This is a genomic window from Sphingomonas hankookensis (assembly GCF_028551275.1).
In the GTDB taxonomy this organism is placed as follows: domain Bacteria; phylum Pseudomonadota; class Alphaproteobacteria; order Sphingomonadales; family Sphingomonadaceae; genus Sphingomonas; species Sphingomonas hankookensis_A.
Genome location: NZ_CP117026.1, coordinates 12359 through 29466 on the forward strand (window position 1 = coordinate 12359; position 17108 = coordinate 29466).

At 63.5% G+C, this 17108-nt stretch carries 12 protein-coding genes and 2 pseudogenes; 1 reads left to right on the forward strand and 13 read right to left on the reverse strand.

From position 1 onward, the window contains the following. Nucleotides 1-129: 129 nt before the first annotated feature. The 9 genes and pseudogenes from PPZ50_RS16990 to glf form a co-directional block, all read right to left on the reverse strand. Nucleotides 130-492, reverse strand: coding sequence for a hypothetical protein (locus PPZ50_RS16990; protein WP_007406428.1), 363 nt, complete (start codon nucleotides 490-492; stop codon nucleotides 130-132). Between the two features lie 32 nt (nucleotides 493-524). Continuing rightward, nucleotides 525-953: pseudogene (locus tag PPZ50_RS16995) on the reverse strand (IS5 family transposase); the annotation flags it as partial. Between the two features lie 66 nt (nucleotides 954-1019). Next, entirely contained in the window at nucleotides 1020-1517 is a 498-nt protein-coding gene (locus tag PPZ50_RS17000) for a hypothetical protein (protein ID WP_018250504.1), read from the reverse strand. Between the two features lie 322 nt (nucleotides 1518-1839). After that, the gene (locus tag PPZ50_RS17005; RefSeq protein WP_042491514.1) at nucleotides 1840-3003 is read right to left on the reverse strand and encodes an IS110 family transposase; all 1164 of its coding nucleotides are present in this window, start codon (nucleotides 3001-3003) and stop codon (nucleotides 1840-1842) included. Nucleotides 3004-3074: 71 nt separating this feature from the next. Beyond that, nucleotides 3075-3404 (reverse strand): annotated as a pseudogene (locus tag PPZ50_RS17010) (transposase); the annotation flags it as partial. A gap of 60 nt (nucleotides 3405-3464) precedes the next feature. Beyond that, nucleotides 3465-4037: a hypothetical protein gene (locus tag PPZ50_RS17015; protein ID WP_272815855.1), complete on the reverse strand. Its 573-nt coding sequence runs from the start codon at nucleotides 4035-4037 to the stop codon at nucleotides 3465-3467. Nucleotides 4038-4358: 321 nt separating this feature from the next. After that, nucleotides 4359-5663 (reverse strand): nicotinate phosphoribosyltransferase, encoded by a 1305-nt coding sequence (gene pncB, locus PPZ50_RS17020; protein WP_036527766.1) that lies wholly within the window; start codon nucleotides 5661-5663, stop codon nucleotides 4359-4361. A gap of 61 nt (nucleotides 5664-5724) precedes the next feature. Then, a complete protein-coding gene (locus tag PPZ50_RS17025) occupies nucleotides 5725-7338 on the reverse strand; it encodes an MFS transporter (protein ID WP_051586982.1) in 1614 nt (537 codons plus the stop codon). Between the two features lie 72 nt (nucleotides 7339-7410). Next, entirely contained in the window at nucleotides 7411-9663 is a 2253-nt protein-coding gene (gene glf, locus PPZ50_RS17030) for a UDP-galactopyranose mutase (RefSeq protein ID WP_051586992.1), read from the reverse strand. 247 nt (nucleotides 9664-9910) lie between these two features. On the opposite strand from glf, the gene PPZ50_RS17035 reads away from it, so the two are divergent. After that, a complete protein-coding gene (locus PPZ50_RS17035; protein WP_255504836.1) occupies nucleotides 9911-12151 on the forward strand; it encodes a family 1 glycosylhydrolase in 2241 nt (746 codons plus the stop codon). Nucleotides 12152-12204: 53 nt separating this feature from the next. Here PPZ50_RS17035 and PPZ50_RS17040 read toward each other — a convergent pair whose 3' ends face one another. The 4 genes from PPZ50_RS17040 to PPZ50_RS17055 all read right to left on the reverse strand — a co-directional run bounded on the left by PPZ50_RS17040 (nucleotide 12205) and on the right by PPZ50_RS17055 (nucleotide 17107). Beyond that, nucleotides 12205-13503 (reverse strand): hypothetical protein, encoded by a 1299-nt coding sequence (locus PPZ50_RS17040; protein ID WP_162177404.1) that lies wholly within the window; start codon nucleotides 13501-13503, stop codon nucleotides 12205-12207. A 114-nt stretch (nucleotides 13504-13617) separates the two neighbouring features. Continuing rightward, nucleotides 13618-16188: a TonB-dependent receptor gene (locus PPZ50_RS17045; protein ID WP_272815856.1), complete on the reverse strand. Its 2571-nt coding sequence runs from the start codon at nucleotides 16186-16188 to the stop codon at nucleotides 13618-13620. 80 nt (nucleotides 16189-16268) lie between these two features. Then, the gene (locus tag PPZ50_RS17050; protein WP_155986352.1) at nucleotides 16269-16676 is read right to left on the reverse strand and encodes a hypothetical protein; all 408 of its coding nucleotides are present in this window, start codon (nucleotides 16674-16676) and stop codon (nucleotides 16269-16271) included. Then, nucleotides 16658-17107, reverse strand: coding sequence for a FecR domain-containing protein (locus PPZ50_RS17055; RefSeq protein WP_036527613.1), 450 nt, complete (start codon nucleotides 17105-17107; stop codon nucleotides 16658-16660). The genes PPZ50_RS17050 and PPZ50_RS17055 overlap by 19 nt, the downstream gene beginning before the upstream one ends. Between the last annotated feature and the right edge of the window lies 1 nt (nucleotide 17108).

Consider the following 17108-nt stretch of genomic DNA (forward strand, 5'->3'; position numbering starts at 1 on the left):
GCGCGGCGAGACTGAGGGCCGCCACAAGGGCGGCCGGAAGCAGTTTGATCATCACGAAAACCTTTGACTGAAAAGAAGGAAACCGGGCGCGCACGCATCGATCGATGCGCGCAGCCCGTGCTCGTTCAATCAGGCAAGGCTGGTGGGAGGATCCGGCTCGGGCGCAACCGCCTTGCCGGTCAATATCGTGTCGGTCGTCCAGAAGCTGGGCGCGTCGTAGAGACGCGCAGGCGCAACGCCGCCTGCCAGGTCCGCTGCGACCAGCGGGATCACGCACCCCATCGCGGCGATGCAATCGAGCGTCAGGCCCTTGCAGGGCTTTTCGCTGGGCGCAGGCTGCTGCTTGGCCATCATCGCCATGCAGTCCGCATCCATGCCCTTGGCCAGCGGCGCGCCTGCCGCCTGCGGCACGCTGTGCGCGGCCGCCATCTGGGCTCCGAAGAGACCGGACAGCGCTCCGATGACGAGCAGGAGGGCGAGCAGGCGTTTCACGGGCCTCGATATCTAGGGTCAGGACTCATTGGTCATAGCCAGAAGATGACGGTGGCCGCGAGGGCGACGGCAGAGAAGAAGACGGTTGGGCAGCGGTCGTAGCGAGTTGCGACGCGGCGCCAATCCTTCAGACGGCCGAACATGATCTCGATGCGGCTGCGGCGCCGGTAGCGGCGCTTGTCGTATCTGACCGGCTCGTTGCGCGATCTGCGGCCCGGGATGCAGGGCTGGATGCCTTTGGCTTCCAGGGCGTCTCTGAACCAATCGGCATCATAACCACGGTCGCCAAGCAGCCACTGTGCTTTCGGCAGATCGTCGAGCAAGGCTGCCGCGCCGGTGTAGTCGCTGACCTGCCCGGCGGTCATGAAGAAGCTCAAGGGCCGCCCGTCCGCATCGCTGACGGCGTGCAGTTTGGTGTTCATGCCGCCTTTCGTGCGGCCGATCAGACGGCCGAGATCCCCTCACATGGGAGTTCTCAGGTCAAGAGGCTGTGCGGTAGAGCGTGCAGCCTCTTTCCTTCCGCACAATCATATCTGTTCTACCTTGCCGGTTCGGCTGCCAGCCGCAGCAATGAACCAAAACAGCGCGCCTGCAATAGCGCCTAATAGGGCAATTTGGCCGACGTAGTAGAAGTTCATCAGCCATCCGTAAGCAGTCAAAGATCCGTCGATGACGGTTGATCGTCCATCAATGCTCGCATTATCCGGTCGACTTATTAACGCGAGCACGAGCCAGGGAAGAGCGGCGACCACTGCACCAGTCGCAGCGCAGTTGATGATTGTCGCATTGACGTGTCGGCGTAACATGAAGAACGCCGGGAGCCCGATGATAAAGGCTGGAGGGTAAGCGCCAAACACGGCAAATGCCACAGCGCTCCGCCAGATCCGTTCGAGCGGATCGGTGATGCCCTCATATGCTGGCATAGCAATAGCCATCAACAAGGCGGCTGCGCCCGGGACCACTACAAAGGCGAGGATCACCCGCCAAATTGAAGGATAGGTGCGCTTGGCTCGTGCGGCGTACATGACGCCAGCTTATCGCTTTGTCGTCGCCATTCCAGATCAATCGTCAGGAATGGTCAGAGCGTCAGGCCATGGTCGTCCTCCTCAATTTTTGGATCACTGGCCTGAGCCTGTTGCAACAAGCGTCCCGGTGACCGGTCCGCTCTAACCTCACATCCGGTCGCCGCTCGTGCGCGGCTGCACCACAATCCCGCTTGCGTCGGGTCTGGCTCAGGAGACGGGACCAACCTTTTTTTCGGCATCTGAAGCCAACAGGGACCTCCGGTCCGTCCACCTGGATCCGGCAGGGACGATGCCCTGCGGGAACTCGTATCGGGTTACGTGCTCATGCGGCCTTCAGCAGCGCGCCTGCGGGCACCACGCCGGCCGAGACGAACTGCCACAGCGCGATCAGCAGCTTGCGTGCGACTGCCACGATCATGACCCGCCGCGCGCGACCACCGTTCGCGCCCACCCGCTCCGCGTACCACTTCGTCAGCTCCGAGTCCGGCTGATGACGCAGCCACAGCCAGGCGACCTGGATCATGGTCGTTCGCAACCGCTTGTTGCCCGCCTTGGACACGCCCTGCTCCCGGTCCATGCTGCCGCTTTGCCACGGTGATGGGGCCAGCCCGGCATAGGCGGCGACCTGTCGTCGATTGCTGAAGCTGCGGAAGAACGCTTCTGCGTGCAGCACGCCGGCGAACTCAGGACCGATGCCGCGCAACTGGATGAGCCGGGGACCAGTGTCCGCCTCACCGGCGGCATCCGACCGCGGCTCGAGCAGCGCGTCGCGCTCGGCTTCGACCTGCTTGATCTGGCCGACGACCATCTCCAGCCGGTCCAGCTCGCGCTCGATCTCGCGGCGAACATGCCGGGGCAGCGGTCGTCCATCGCCGGTCACCAGTTCGTCCAGCCGCGCCCGCCGGTCGGCGCGCAGTGGCTCGTAGTCGCCGACCCCTTGCGCGAACAGCAGGCCCTTGATGCGGTTGACGTGCCGCACCCGCTCCACGACCAAAGCCCGCCGCTCGCGCGAGATGCGTCGCCGGTCCTCGTCCTCGACGCTCGGCACCGCCACCATCGCACACACCCGCGGCTCCCCGCGCTTGTAGGCCAGCAGCGTGCGGACCAGCGCCTCGCCGTCGAGCTTGTCCGTCTTGGCGCGCCGGCTGCGTCGTGAAGCGGCAATCGAGGCGGCGTCGACGACGTAGCTCTCGATACCCTCGCGCACCAGGCAGCGGTGTATCCAGAAGCCGTCGAGGCCCGCCTCCTGGATGACGACCAACGGGTACTGCTCGCCTGTCCGCTCCCGCGCCTTCGCCTGTAACTGCGCGAACCGCTCCAGGAGTGCCGGCACGTCGCTGCCCTTCACCTGATGCCGCGAGATCCGCTCGCCGCGACCCGGCGACAGCGACGTCACCAGCCAGGTGGAGCGGCTCAGCTCCAGCGACACGAAGATTGCGTTCAGCTGCGTGCTGACGGCGGCATGGCATGAGACGGACACGGGCACGGGCAACCTCCTTCACGACAAAGCGGGAAGGTCAGTCTGCCTCAACCGGCGCCAGCCCGCGCCCATGGGATCTTTTTTACCCGCAGACTCGATGCCGTGCGGTGTGCCTTCAGGTAGGTCGCGTCGATCATGACGGTCTTCGGCACGGCCTCCGCTGCCGCGAGACCTTCCATCATTCGCAGGAAAATACCCCTCTCGCTCCACCGCTTCCAGCGATTGTAGAGCGTCTTGTGCGGCCCATAGTCCTTCGGTGCATCACACCAGCGTAGCCCGTTGCGATTGACGAAAATGATGCCGCTGAGCACCCGCCGATCATCGACCCGAGGCTTGCCATGGCTCTTGGGAAAGAACGGTTGCAGACGCGCCATCTGCTCATCCGTCAGCCAGTACAGGTCGCTCATCCACTCTCTCCTCACGGAGCCTGAATCAGATCGCGCCTCCCACATCAATGGGTCCTGACCCTAGCGCGTACCCAGCGCCTTGCGAGTGATCGCGAAGCGCGTTTGAAACCAGTCGGGCGTGAAATGCAGCAGATCGAACCAATAGTGCCGTCGACCCGCGTACTGCGGCTCATTTCGAGAGAAGCGCTCGATGAGCTGGGTCTCATCCCAAAGCTCAATCGTAACGACACGCGGAAGGATTGCGTCGGCGCGAGCTTGCACCCAGCGGTTCCAGCGATCCCTTTCGGAAATCCGATTGCCCACTCGCCCGTCCGATAGGTTGAAGGGTAAGCCGACAATGAAGCGCCCAAGCTGGGGGTGGCGTGCGATCGCTTGGCTTAGCGATTCGGTGAGCTGCGACGCTTCGCTGCTGCCGAACTCGAAGAAATACTTCGCCTGCCAGCCAGTCTCCGATCCATCTGCCTCGACGCGGTAGCATTCGAGGCCAGCGTCAGCCCCAGCGCCCTTACGGTGGAATGGCGCGTCAGGAGCGGTTTCTAACGCGGCGAGTTGACAAATCGCCTCCTCAAAACCGCTATGCTGGCTTCCGTGATGTGGTCGGATGGTGCGAAAATCGATCGTAGGAGACGGCATGGTCGCTCTGATTTTGGAGGTCGCGCCATGCGCGTGTAGATGCATTTTCCGATAGCTTATGCGCAGAGTCGATCCTACCGCGCACTATGGTGCGCGAGCGCGATGTGAATGGTGATTGCCCGGTGATTACCATGCCCGAAACTGAAGGGAAAAATTCCATATTTTCCTATTATAATTCAAGTCGATATACCGGTTCTCGCTCTGAGGTCTGGTACTTCCGGTACCGACGGAAAAGCGTCGGGTAAAAGGAAGGAGGGGGCTGCCCTCCCTCATTCCTGATGGCGCCACGTCCGGTCGCAGACAGCGAACGGAAATCCGCCGCTAAACCACGACCGGCGAGGGGGCATGGCCAGCGGATCCGAAGACCCGCAGATAGCGCTCGATCTCGGCGGGATCGCCGGTCGCCTTGGCGGGATTGTCGGACAGCTTCACCGCCGGACGTCCGTTCGCGCTTGTGACCTTGCAGACGAGGGAAATCGGCTCCAGCCCTTCGTCACCGTCGGGATCGCAGCCGCGAAAATCATTGGTGAGGTTGGTGCCCCAGCCGAAGCTTGTCCGCACACGCCCGTTGAAGTGCCTGTATGTCGCCTCGATCGTATCGACATCCATGCCGTCGGAGAAGATCAGCAGCCTGGTGCGCGGATCGACGCCCTGATCCTGCCACCAGCGGATGATCTGCTCGCCGCCTTCGATGGGCGGGGCGCTGTCGGGGCGGAAGCCGGTCCAGTCCGCAAGCCAGCCGGGCGCATCGCGCAGAAAGGCGGTGGTGCCGAAGGCGTCGGGCAGGGCTATAAGCAGATTGCCGTTATAATGCCGTCGCCACGCCTCCAGCACCTGATAGGGCGCGCGGGCGAGCGATGCATCGTCCCCGGCCAGCGCGGCGGCGACCATGGGCAATTCATGCGCGTTGGTGCCGATGGCCTCCAGATCGCTGTCCATGGCAAGGAGGACGTTAGACGTGCCGATGAAGCGGTCGCTCAACCCTTCCTTCAGCGCCTCGACACACCAGCGCTGCCACAGGAAGCCGTGCCGCCGCCGGGTGCCGAAGTCCGAGAGGACGAGATCGGGCAGCAGCTTCAGCCGCTCCACCTTCTCCCACAGCCTGGTCTTGGCGCGCGCATAGAGGATGTCGAGCGCGAACCTGCCCTTGTTGCGCATGGCCGCGCGCGATTTCAGTTCGTTGAGGATGGCGAGCGCGGGAATCTCCCACATGGTCGTGTGCGTCCATGGACCCTCGAAGCAGAGTTCATACTGACCGTCCACCTTGCGCAGCCGATAGTCGGGCAGGCGGAAATCGGCGAGCCAGGCAATGAATTCCGGGCTGAACATCTGCTGCCGCCCATAGAAGCTGTTGCCGGTCAGCCATATCAGCTCCTTTTTGGCGAAGCGGACCTCCCGCGCATGGTCGAGCTGGGCGCGCAGCTCCTCCTCGTCGATGATGTCGGCGAGACGGACCGAGCGGGTGCGGTTGATGACGGAGAATGTCGCCTCCACATCCGGATGAATGTGCCGGATCATCTGGAGCATGAGGAGCTTGTAGAAATCCGTGTCGAGCAGGCTGCGGACGATAGGGTCGAGCCGGAAATTATGGTTGTAGGTGCGTGTCGCGATGTCAGTGACGGTCATGCTGCGATCCTCCGTGCCATGCGGGTTCGGCCACGTCGCGCCGGCGGGCAGCTTCCCTCCGTCATGCAATCCTGTCGAGCAGATCGTCCAGCGAAGGATCAGGCGGGGGCACCGCATAGCCCGCCTCCAGCACCCATCCCGTGACTTGCCGCCTGGTGCTGAGGCTGAGGCTGCTCCGCAGCCGCTCCTGCAGGCCCTGGATGATCGCCATCTTGCGCTCGCGCAGCTTGATGAGTTCACCGGCGGGGAAGCTCATCGCTTCGCGAAGTCCCGTCACTGAGGAGATGTTGCCGAGGTTGCGGCGGGCAGAGTAGACGATGTGGGACACCACCTCCCTGCGGCCGGTGAAGCCGCTTTCCTGAACGAGGCTCAGGCGATGGAGGGCATAGAGGCCAATCACGGCCGATACGAGGAAGAAGAATTCCCAGTGCGTGAACATGACGCCGAGTTCGGCCGCGCCCTCAGGGCTGGTCCATCGCACGGCAAGGGTGAGCTTGCGCGCGGCGAAGAAGTCGCTGGCCCAGCCGCCGATGATGGGCGCCATGCCGGCGGCGATTGCGCCGATAATGGCGTTGGAGGCGAGATAGCCGGTCGCCGCGCCGCCGGGGCTGAGCTTCAGCACGATATTGCCGGAAGCCAGCCCCACGCCCGCCGCCGCCGCGCCCATGATGATGTGCAGCATGACGAGATAGGCGGACCGGGCTGTCATGCCGTCCACATCGCTGGCAAAGGCCATGGCGACGATGGAGAAGATGAACAGTGGCGTGGCCACGCTCAGCACCGACTTGTTGGAGAAATGATCGCTCAGGCGGCCCCATCCCCGGATGACGGCGAGGTTCGCGATCTGGCTGATGAAGCTGAAGATCAGCACGAACCCCATGCCGAAGCCGAGTTCGCGCACGAAATAGACGGTGAAGAACGGCGTTGCGAGGTTCACGGCGAATTGCCAGCTTGCAAGATAGCGCAGCATCTGCCGGAAGTTCCTGTCGCGCAGCGGCCCGGTCAGCAACCGCCGGATCGGCACATCGTCACTGCCGGGGGGCATACGTGGCTCCGGCACGCGGGCGAGCGCGACCGTGCTGACGAGACCGCAAGCGAAGCCGAAAAGGTAGAGGCCGCAGAAGATGCTGTTGCCGAAAGCCCGGTCCGTCCCAGCCTGCTGGAGCGCGTAGGCTCCGACAATAGTAGCGACCGCGCTAACCGCCGTGCCGAACAGGGTCCGCCGGGCAAAGAAACGCCCAAGCTCCTCCTCCGGCACGAGGTCGCGCATCCAGCTGTTCCAGCTACACGCACCCACCGCGTTGAGGCCGTAGTGCAACAGGGCCGCCGCCATCAGGGATGCGGCGGCGACATTACGGTCGGGGATGAACGGCACGACGGCGTAGATGGGCAGGGCGAGCCGCGCGAGAAAAACACTGATGACGGAGATGCGGCGGCGCGTGCGCAACCGCTCCACCAGCGAAACTGCGGGTGCCTGCAAGATCTGGGTGAACAGGGGGATGGCGGCCAATATGCCGATCTGGACCGTACTCACGCCGACATGCAGCGCGAGCGCAAGGAGCACCACGCCGCTGTTAAGGGCGCCTATGGCGGTGGCGAAGGAGGCGTCGACCAGCAAGGCCCTCAGGCCCTGCTGTACCTCCCGTTCGGACACCTCATCCTGCGGTTCCAGCACGCGTGACGTCCATCTGGCTCGTGAAAGGTCCGGCTCACAACGCGCGAGACGGAAAAGGGAGCCGGATCAATATCATGCGTCGGCAACGACGGTCGTTCCGGCGCGCGCGCCGGTGGCTGCGGGCTGGCGGTCGGCATCCCAGCGCTGCTTCAGGCGGCGATAGGTAGCAAGCGCCTGACCGGCCACCTGATCCATGTTATAATAGCGATAGGTCGCCAGCCGGCCGACAAAGCTCACATCGGGCTGGGCGAGCGCCAGCGCTTCGTAGCGCTTGAACAGCGCCTGGTTCTCGGCGCGTGGAATGGGATAGTAGGGATCGCCCTCACCGCTCGGATATTCATAGGTGATGCTGGTGCGCGGCGCGGTCTGGCCGGTCAAATGCTTATATTCGGTAATGCGGGTGTGCGGAACGTCCTCTGACGGATAGTTCACCACGGCCACGGGCTGAAATTGTTCCTGATCCACCGTTTCGTGCCGGAAGTGCAGGGAGCGGTAGGGAAGCTTGCCGTAGCAATAGCCGAAATATTCGTCGATGGGTCCCGTGAAGACGAGGTGCTGATGCGGATAGGCCTGCCGCACTTCGGTAAAATCGACGCCGAGCAGCAGGTCGATGTTCGGATGGTCGAGCATCCGTTCGAACATATGGGTGAAGCCGTCTCTCGGCATGGCCTGGTAGGTGTCGGTGAAATAACGGTCGTCGGTGTTGGTTCGCGTCGGCACGCGTGAGGTCACCGACTTGTCCAGTTCCGACGGGTCCATTCCCCATTGCTTGCGGGTGTAACCCTGGAAGAAAGTCTCGTAGAGTTCGCGTCCCACCGCCGAGATGACGACATCCTCCGACGTGCGGACGATATCCACGGGCTCTGCGCGGGAGGCCAGGAAGGCGGCGGCCTCCTCCTCCGTCCGCAGATCAAGATGGTAGAGGCTGTTCACCGTCGTGCGGTTGATTGGCATCGGTACCAGGCGGTCGCCGACAGCCGCGAGCACGCGGTGCTCATAGCCACGCCATTCGGTGAACTGCGAGAGATACTCGAAGATGTCGGCCGAATTGGTGTGGAAGATATGGGGGCCATATTGGTGGATGAGGATGCCGGCATCGTCCAGTCGGTCATAGGCGTTGCCGGCGACGTGCGGCCGCTTGTCCACGACCAGCACCCGCTTGCCCGCGTCGCGTGCGAGCCGTTCCGCCATGATCGCGCCGGCAAAGCCTGCCCCGACGACCATGACGTCATAGGATTGCGGGCGGTCTCCGTCTGCGCCAATAGGCGACACCACGGGATAGACGTGGCTGCTGCGTTGCACCGCTTCGTCAATGAGGTTGCTCATCGCGCATTGCGTGAGATCCCAGCTCTCCCCTGCGAGCCGCGCGTCGACGGCGGCCAGCCAGCCGTTTGTGCGGGAGAGGGTAAGCGCCGCGTCGCAGGCGGCGACGAAAGCGTCCCGCCCGTCCGCGATGCGCACCGCCTCGACATCGCCATAGCCGCGCACGACGTCACGCACCGGGGTAGAGACGACGGGGCAGCCCGCGGCGAGATATTCGGGTGTCTTCGTGGGACTGATGAAGCGTGTCGCCTCGTTGATGGCGAAGGGCATCAGGGCGACGTCCCAGCCGCGTAGATAGTCGGGCAGTTCGGCATAGCCCTTGCCGCCCAGATAATGGAGGTTGGGGCGGCGGGGCAGGTCGGCGTCGCTGATCTTCACCACTGGCCCCACGATGACGATGGACCATTCGGGCCGCGCGTCCGCCAAACCTTCCAGCAGCGCGAGGTCCATCCGTTCGTCCACGACGCCATAAAAACCGAGGCGCGGGGAGGGGAGCTCCGCCTGATCCTCCGGCTCCGGACCAGCGGCGCGGGCGGTCGAGAAGTGGGTGGCGTCGACGCTGGATGGAAAGGCATGGACCGAAGGATGGCGCGCGGCCTTTGCCTCGTAGAGACTGTGCCCGCCGGTGAAGACGAGGTCGCAGCTGTCGAGCAGCCGCTGCTCAAGCGGGAGAAGCTCTGACGGCGCGCCCTTGAAGTTCGCCAGCTCGTCCATGCAGTCATAGACGATGCAGTCCGCCGCCAGATGGTCGGAGAAGGGCAGCATCATCGGCGTATAGTACCAGCAGATGAGCGGTCGCGCCGGATCGCGGGTGATCGCGCCGTCGAGCAGGGCGCGCAATGTTTCCGTCTCCTCATGCCGGCTGAGGCCGGCGGGGAGGTGCGGGGTGAGGATGGTGACGCCGGAACAGTCGCAGACATGGGTGTCCAACGTCGCACTTGGCGCATCGTGGATCGGCTCTTCCCAAACGATGACCTTCCGGTCCCGGGCGAAGCGGCTCATCAGATGTTGCGGCCGCTGATAGACGAAGTTCCAGCGCAGGTGACTGAAGCAGATGAGCGTGCCGCCGCCCTCCGTCGGGCTGTCGGGGTTGATGGCGTCGACGTCGCTTGGAATGCCGCTCATGTCTGGAACCTTGCTGAATGATGAACATCGGCAACACGCCGTTCATCGCTCCGGTTCCTGTACAAACCGGCCCAAGTTCAAAGAGATAACACAAGATATCAAGTCGAGAGCGGAAACCTGATCCATGTCAGTCGTTCTGGCGAAGGTCTGGGAGATATGTACGATGAAGAGGCATCTGGAATTATGGGGTGGGCCGGAGTGCACCATCAACAGGGTTCGGGATACATATCAGGATCAGTTCGAGCGATGCGGCCACTATGATCGGATCGACGATCTGAATCTATTTGCCGACATCGGCATAACGACGATCCGTTATCCTATATTATGGGAATGCATTGCGCCTGATCGGCCCGGACAGCATCTCTGGCAGGGCGTGGATGCGCGGATCGACCGGCTGCGCGCACATGGCATCGACGTCATTGCCGGGCTTGTCCATCACGGCAGCGGTCCCTCCTACACGCATCTCCTCGACGATGACGGTTTCGCGCGGGGTCTCGCTGATTTCGCGGCCCGCGTTGCGGAGCGCTATTCCTGGATCAACCAGTGGACGCCGGTCAATGAGCCGCTCACCACGGCGCGCTTTTCGGCGCTTTATGGCCATTGGTATCCGCATGTCCGCGACGAGGGCGCGTTCTGGCGCGCGCTCCTCAACCAGATCGACGGAACCCGGCTCGCGATGCAGGCCATTCGCAGGGTCAATCCCGCCGCGCGGCTCGTTCAGACGGAGGATCTCGGCCGCACCTTCGCCACTGCCGAGTTGCGCGAGCAGGCTGCGTTCGAGAATATCCGGCGCTGGGCGACATGGGACCTGCTGTTCGGGCGCGTACGGCGCGGTCATCCGCTGTGGCGGCGCATGGCCGCGCACGGGCTGGAGCACAGGCTGGAGGCCATTGCGGCCGATCCCTGTCCGCCAGACATCATCGGCATCAACCATTATCTGACCAGCGAGCGGTTCCTCGACCATCGCATGCAGCGCTATCCCGCCCATGCGCATGGCGGCAATGACGGGCAGCGCTATGCCGATGTCGAGGCGATCCGGGTGCTGGAGCCGCCCCCGCCCGGTCTGAGGGGCGTGATAGAGGAGGCGTGGGACCGCTATGCGACCCCGATCGCGGTCACCGAAGTCCATAATGGCTGCACGCGCGAGGAGCAGCTGCGCTGGCTGGCGGAGGCGTGGGATTGCGCCGAGGATCTGCGCAATGAGGGCGTGGACGTGCGAGCGATCACGCTCTGGTCGCTGCTCGGCAGTAGCGGATGGAACACGCTGCTGACCGCCCCCGGCATCTATGAGCCGGGCATATTCGACGTCAGTAGCGGAACGCCGCGCGCGACCGCTCTCGCAGCGCTCGGCACGGCTCTGGCCACTGGCGCTGCACGGCATCCGCTTGCAGCGCAGCCGGGCTGGTGGCGTCGGCCGATCCGGCTTGAATATCCCGCCGTCCGCCGTCCTGCCCCGGCCGTGCAGCACCGGGCGGACAGTTGCAGGGAGCGTGCGCCCATGGGTCGGCCCCTCCTGATCATGGGCGCGACAGGAACCCTGGGGCAAGCGTTCGCGCGGGCCTGTACGCTCCGCAACATACCGCATGTGCTGACGGCGCGGCACGCGCTCGACATCACCAGCGAGGCCAGCATCGGGGCTGCGCTGGACCGGCACGATCCCTGGGCAGTGGTGAACGCCGCCGGCTGGGTACGGGTCGACGAGGCGGAAAGCCATGCCGCCCGTTGTTTTGCGGCGAACAGCGACGGCCCGGTCCGCCTTGCGCGGATGGCGGAGGAGCGGGGGCTTGCCACCCTCAATGTCTCAAGCGACCTCGTCTTCGGGGGCAAGGCGGAAGGGGCCTATGTCGAAACCGACGCGCCCGACCCGCGCAACGTCTATGGCGAGAGCAAGGCGCGCATGGAGGAGGGACTTCTCGCCCTGGCGGGGACGCATCTCATCGTTCGCACCGCAGCCTTCTTCTCTCCCCATGACGAGTTCAACTTTGCCGTCGCGGTCGCTCGCGCCCTGACGGCGGGGCAGCCGTTCGAGGCCGCGGCGGACCAGCGGATCACGCCGACCTATGTGCCGCATCTCGTCAGGGTCGCGCTCGACCTCCTGATCGACGGTGAGCAGGGCCTCTGGCACCTCACCAATGAGACGGAGCTATCATGGGCAGAGTTCGCGGAAGCCGTCGCGGACAGCCTGAACCTGCCCCGGCATCTGATCCGCGCCGTGCCGGGCGCCCGCCTGAACCAAATGGCGCCACGCCCCTCCCGCGTACCGCTCGCGACGGGGCGCGGGGCGCACCTGCCGTCTCTTGCGGATGCCCTCGGCGAGTTTGCGCGGCATGAGAAGAGGCAGCAAGCGGTGCGCGAGCTTGCATGACATGCAAACGGCCATGGATCCGAAGACCCATGGCCGCCGAACATTCAGCCGTCTTACATCCAGCCGTCGAGATCGTCGGGGATGTTGCTCAGCGTACCCTTGCCGGTGATGGCGTTCAGATCGAACGGCTGCGCCTCCAGGAAAAATTCCAGCTGGTCACGCGATGTCACAAGCGAATTGATCACGCGGACTTTCAGGCCTTTGAAGTTCGGGCCGTCGATGCGCAGCGCCTTCAGCGTGACTTTCGATCCATGCGGTATCTTCACGAAGCGCGGATAGTTCAGCAGGCGAAAGTCCGGCTGAACGATCTCAAGCTCGACGTCGATCGGGCCAGCATTCGCGATCTCCATCTCGCCTGAGTTTCCGATCAGAAACTCTGACGGCGAATATTTGGTGAACGACATCTTCAGGACCGCGTTCATCACCGTTTGAACATTCTCGCGCGTGCCGAAGAAAGTGTCGCGGAAGAGGCCGACCGTACGACGCTTTTCCAGCGCATCCTTGAAGGCCGCTTCATCCTCTCCCTGCGTCAGGAACAGGGTGGCGACGCGGTGATCCATCCCCGCCGCCTCCTGCTCCAACGCGGTCCCGAGATGAGCGTCCGTAGTCGCCGCGATATAGAGGTTATATTTCAGGGCCACGTCCATCGCGCTGGGGTGGATGAAATCGCTTTGCGCAACCTCAATCCCCGACAGCAGACCCTCTGAAAACATCCGTTCGAGGAACGGCGTCACCACTGCCTCACCAGGGGAGGAGGAGGGGATGGTCGGATGATTCCACTGGCAGATGGCGCCCTGCCGCTTCGCTTCGCGGAACCGTGCTTCCAGATCTTTCTCGTCCGCGCTGGTCCGGTTCCAGTCGACCCGGAGCTGCCCGCCCGTCTGCTTGAAGGTGCTGTAATGGACTTTCCCCGGGTTCAGCGCATTTGCATCCTTGAGGAAGTGACAATTGAAATGCCCGATCGCGCGCGTGATCTCCGACCCGAGCGAGAGTTTCATGCCGCCGAGGCCAAGCATGCCCGAAGAGATGAACGCGCGGCCGATTTCATAGCTGCGGTTCTTGTTGGTGCCGGTGTCGCGGATCTTTGGCGTGATGATGTCATGTTCCGTGAAGGACACGAACTTAAGCCCGTCATGCGCCGCTTCTGCGAGGCGAAGCGTCGGCCAGGCCGAGCCGTCCGAGAATACGGTGTGCAGGTGCAGGTCGCCGGCGAAAATATGATGTCCGTCCTTCGTATCGGGGAAGATCAGACGCGCGGGCGACGGCGGCCGCTGATCGGATTGCGTCACGAACTCGGCGGAAGCTTCTCCGGCGGTGAACAGCCCTGCGAGCATAGCGAGAGCGGAAACCATTGCGCGGAAGTTTCTATGCTTAACCATAAGATCTCCTGATGAAGGTGGTGTTTGATGAATGGGCTTTGATATCGGTCGTGAAATCAGATTCACCGCACCCACATTGCGCTGGGTTCAGAACTTGTATCCAAGCGTGATGCCATAGGTGCGCGGGGCCGCCGGGAGGTCGGTGCTGGTCGTGGCGGAGTTGAATCGGGAGAGCGGATAGTATGTGTCGGTCAGGTTGCGGACCCAGGCCGTGGCGGAGATATTGTTCTGATACCGTAGTTCTACGCGCGCATTGCCTATGAAGCGCGACTTGGTCACGGCGAAGTTGTCGATGTCGAAATAATATTTGGACAGATACTGACCGTCGGACGCGAGGATGACATCCATCGTATCCGAGGCATGGATGGTATATTCGAAAGCACCGTTCAGGCTAACGCCCGGTGTGAACGGAAGCCGCGCATCCGCACGACGCAGGCGTTCGACGGGATTGGTCGAGATGACCTTCTTGATCTCATTGCCGAGATAGGCGCCGGAGATTTCCAGCTTCAGATCGTCGGTCGGCCTGATGGTCGCGGACAGTTCCGCGCCCCAGCTCTGGGCGTCGCCCGCATTGACACGCGTGCCGCCGGACAGGACGCCCGCGGCAGTGGTGATCTGCGTGACCGCCGTCGTCTGAATATCCTTGTAGTCGTTGAAGAAGATCGCACCTTCAAGCTGAAGGAAGGCACGGCGGGGAAGGATCTTGAAGCCCAGCTCATAGGACCAGACCGTCTCGGCACCGAACGGCGCGGATTCGAGGTCGTTGGTGGGCGTGGTGGCATCGAAGCCACCGCCCTTATACCCGCGCCTGATGGACGCATAGATCGACGAGGAAGGGCCGAAATTCTTGCTGCCGTAGATACGGCCGGACACCTGGGACTTTCGGATGTTACGATCGAACTTATAGGGCAAAAGCGGGAAGATGGCCGGGAGAAGCGATACGCCATAGGGATCGAGGCCCTGCGTCAGGCCATTGAAGTCGACCTTGTCATGCGTGTAGCGGAGGCCGCCGCCGATCTTGAATCCGGAGTCGAACGCCCAGGTTCCATCCCCGAAGACGCCGAAGCTTGTCCGCTTTTGCGTGTAATCGCCCTGGATGATGCCGCGCGTCGTGTCGAGCATCGTAAAGGTCTGGTCGATGCGAACGTCGTCGTGAAATGCCGTCGCGCCCACGATCCAGCTGAACCGCGACGTGTCGTTCTTCTGGAACCGAATCTCGGCATATTCCTGATCGTCTTTGTCGCCGTAGAGGATATTGATCAAACGGATAGGCACCCCGTCCCCATTGTAGATCGCGAGGTGCGAGACATGGCTGTATCCGCCTGTCAGGACGAAGGTGTAATCGTCACCGACGCTCTGCTGCAGACTGCCGGTGATACCATAGCCGGAAACGTTCAGCTTTGTCGGCACGTCCGAATCGACTTCATATCGCGCGTTCGGGGCGAAGCCGTTCTGGGTGACGTTGCGGCTGGGCTGCAATGCCCCGCCGGTCTGCTTCGTACCGTTGACCTTCAGGAATATTTCGGTCCGGTCGGACGGGTTGATCTCTATGATGGCGCGGCCGGCGATGCTTTCGGATCGTGCGACGTCACGGTTCATGCCGGTAACGGGCAGCGGCGGGATGCCGGCAGGCGGCCTGAAGGTCGCGACGGCATTGGCATTGCCGATGTCCGTCATGTAGCCGTCCGTCCTGGTGTATAGCGCGGCGATACGGGCGCTGACGATCGGCGAGATCGGGCCGCCGACCGCGCCCTCCATGCGGGCCGTGCCGAAGGTCGCCAGTTCGGTGCTGACATAGCCGTTCAGCTTGTCGCCCGGACGGCGGGACAGGATGTTGATCGCACCTGCGGTCGAATTCTGTCCATAGAGGGTTCCCTGCGGCCCCTTCAGGATCTCCACCCGCTCGATATCGAAAAATTGGCCGGTCGCGAGGATGGCCGACCCCTGGTAGATGCCGTCGATGTTGAGCGAAGTTGCAGGATTGCCGTTGGGGCGCAAATCGTCAAAGCCAACGCCGCGGATGGTGAAGGTCGGCATGTCACCACCCGACACCTGCACCGTGGCGAGGACGCCGGGCGTCTGGCTCGCCAGGTCGACAAGGCGGTCGGCGCCGCGATTGCGGAGCTGCTCGCCGCCGAAGGCCGACAGGGCGACGGGGACGTCGACCAGGCGCTGCTCGCGACGCTCCGCCGTGACGATGATGTCCCGATCGCCTTCCGCCGCTTCGCTCTCGTCAGCGTCGGGGCGGGACGTGCCGGCGCCGCCGGCGCTCTGCAGGGCGATCGGCATCGCGCGCGGCGACGCCGTGGCCTGCTGCAGAACGACCATGTCGCCGACCAGGCTGGCGGTGTAGCCCGACTTGGCGAGGAGGCGGGCGATGGCATCGGACGCCTTGTACTTGCCCGATATGCCGGCGCTCATATGGGAGCCGACGTCCCCGGACGAGGCGACGACCTGAAGCCCGGTCGTTGCGGAAAACGCCGACAGGGCGGCGGACAGATTTCCGGGCGGAATGGCGAACTGGAAGCTTTTGGCAAAGCTCCCCGCTTCCGCATGCGCTGAACAGGGCGCCGCCGTGGCGGCAATGGCGATGGCGACGTGCAATGCACGGTGAGAAATGTGAGACCCCATGTCGTATCCCCTTGCGAGCACCATCATGTGCTCTCCTTCGAAAGACGCGGGGATCGCCAAAGCCGGACACTGTTTTTTCAGCCCATAGTCTGGCAGGCAGAATTTTCTTATAATGCCTTGTGGAAGCGCAAGATTCCCTGATCGGCCCGTACATCGAAGCCGTTCGCCTTGCCGATGACGGAGAGGAGTGCGGCCGGCCGATCCGTTCGAAAGCGCCCCATGATCGGGATCGCCGCCAGCGCCGCTGGCGGAGCACTGATGACGATCCCGCCCTGCCGGTTCAGAATTTCGACCAGCGTGCCGAGCGTCATGCCGTCAGTATCGATCCATCCTTCCCGCCAGTCGGGACGGGAGGCGTCGAACGGCTTGGGGCGGTCGACGGTGGTGTCGTGGACGAGGCTCTGCCAACCGGCACGCACAGTGACCGCCTGGGGCGACCCGACCGGCTTCAACAGAACCGCTCCGCGCGCCACGGCGAGACTGGTGCTGGCGGATGTTACGTTAAGGTCGAACACCGTCCCAGCACCTGCGCCTCGGCTCGGCCGGCATGGGCGATGAAGGGGCGGCTGGCATCGTGCGCGATGTCGAACCGCGCTTCCCCTGCGATCAGACGGGCGTAGCGGCCCCGGCTCGTTATGGTGACAGTCAGATGGCTTGCGCCGCTGAGTTGCACGAACGACCCGTCTTCCAGCCGGACGTCACGCCGCTCTCCGGGCTTCGTGCTGAACTCCGCGGCCGTATTGACCGGCGACCGAAAGATGGTGAGGCCGGTGATGGCCAGAACGACCGCGCCGAGGCCGCCCGCTATGGCTGCCTTCCGGCTGGCGCGCATCTTGCGGATATCATCATTGGACAGGCGCCCGCCGTCATGGACGCGCGTTAGCGCTTCCTTGAGCGCCAATTCATCGATGGGGGCGTCGCTTCGCGATAGGCTGTCGTCACGCATG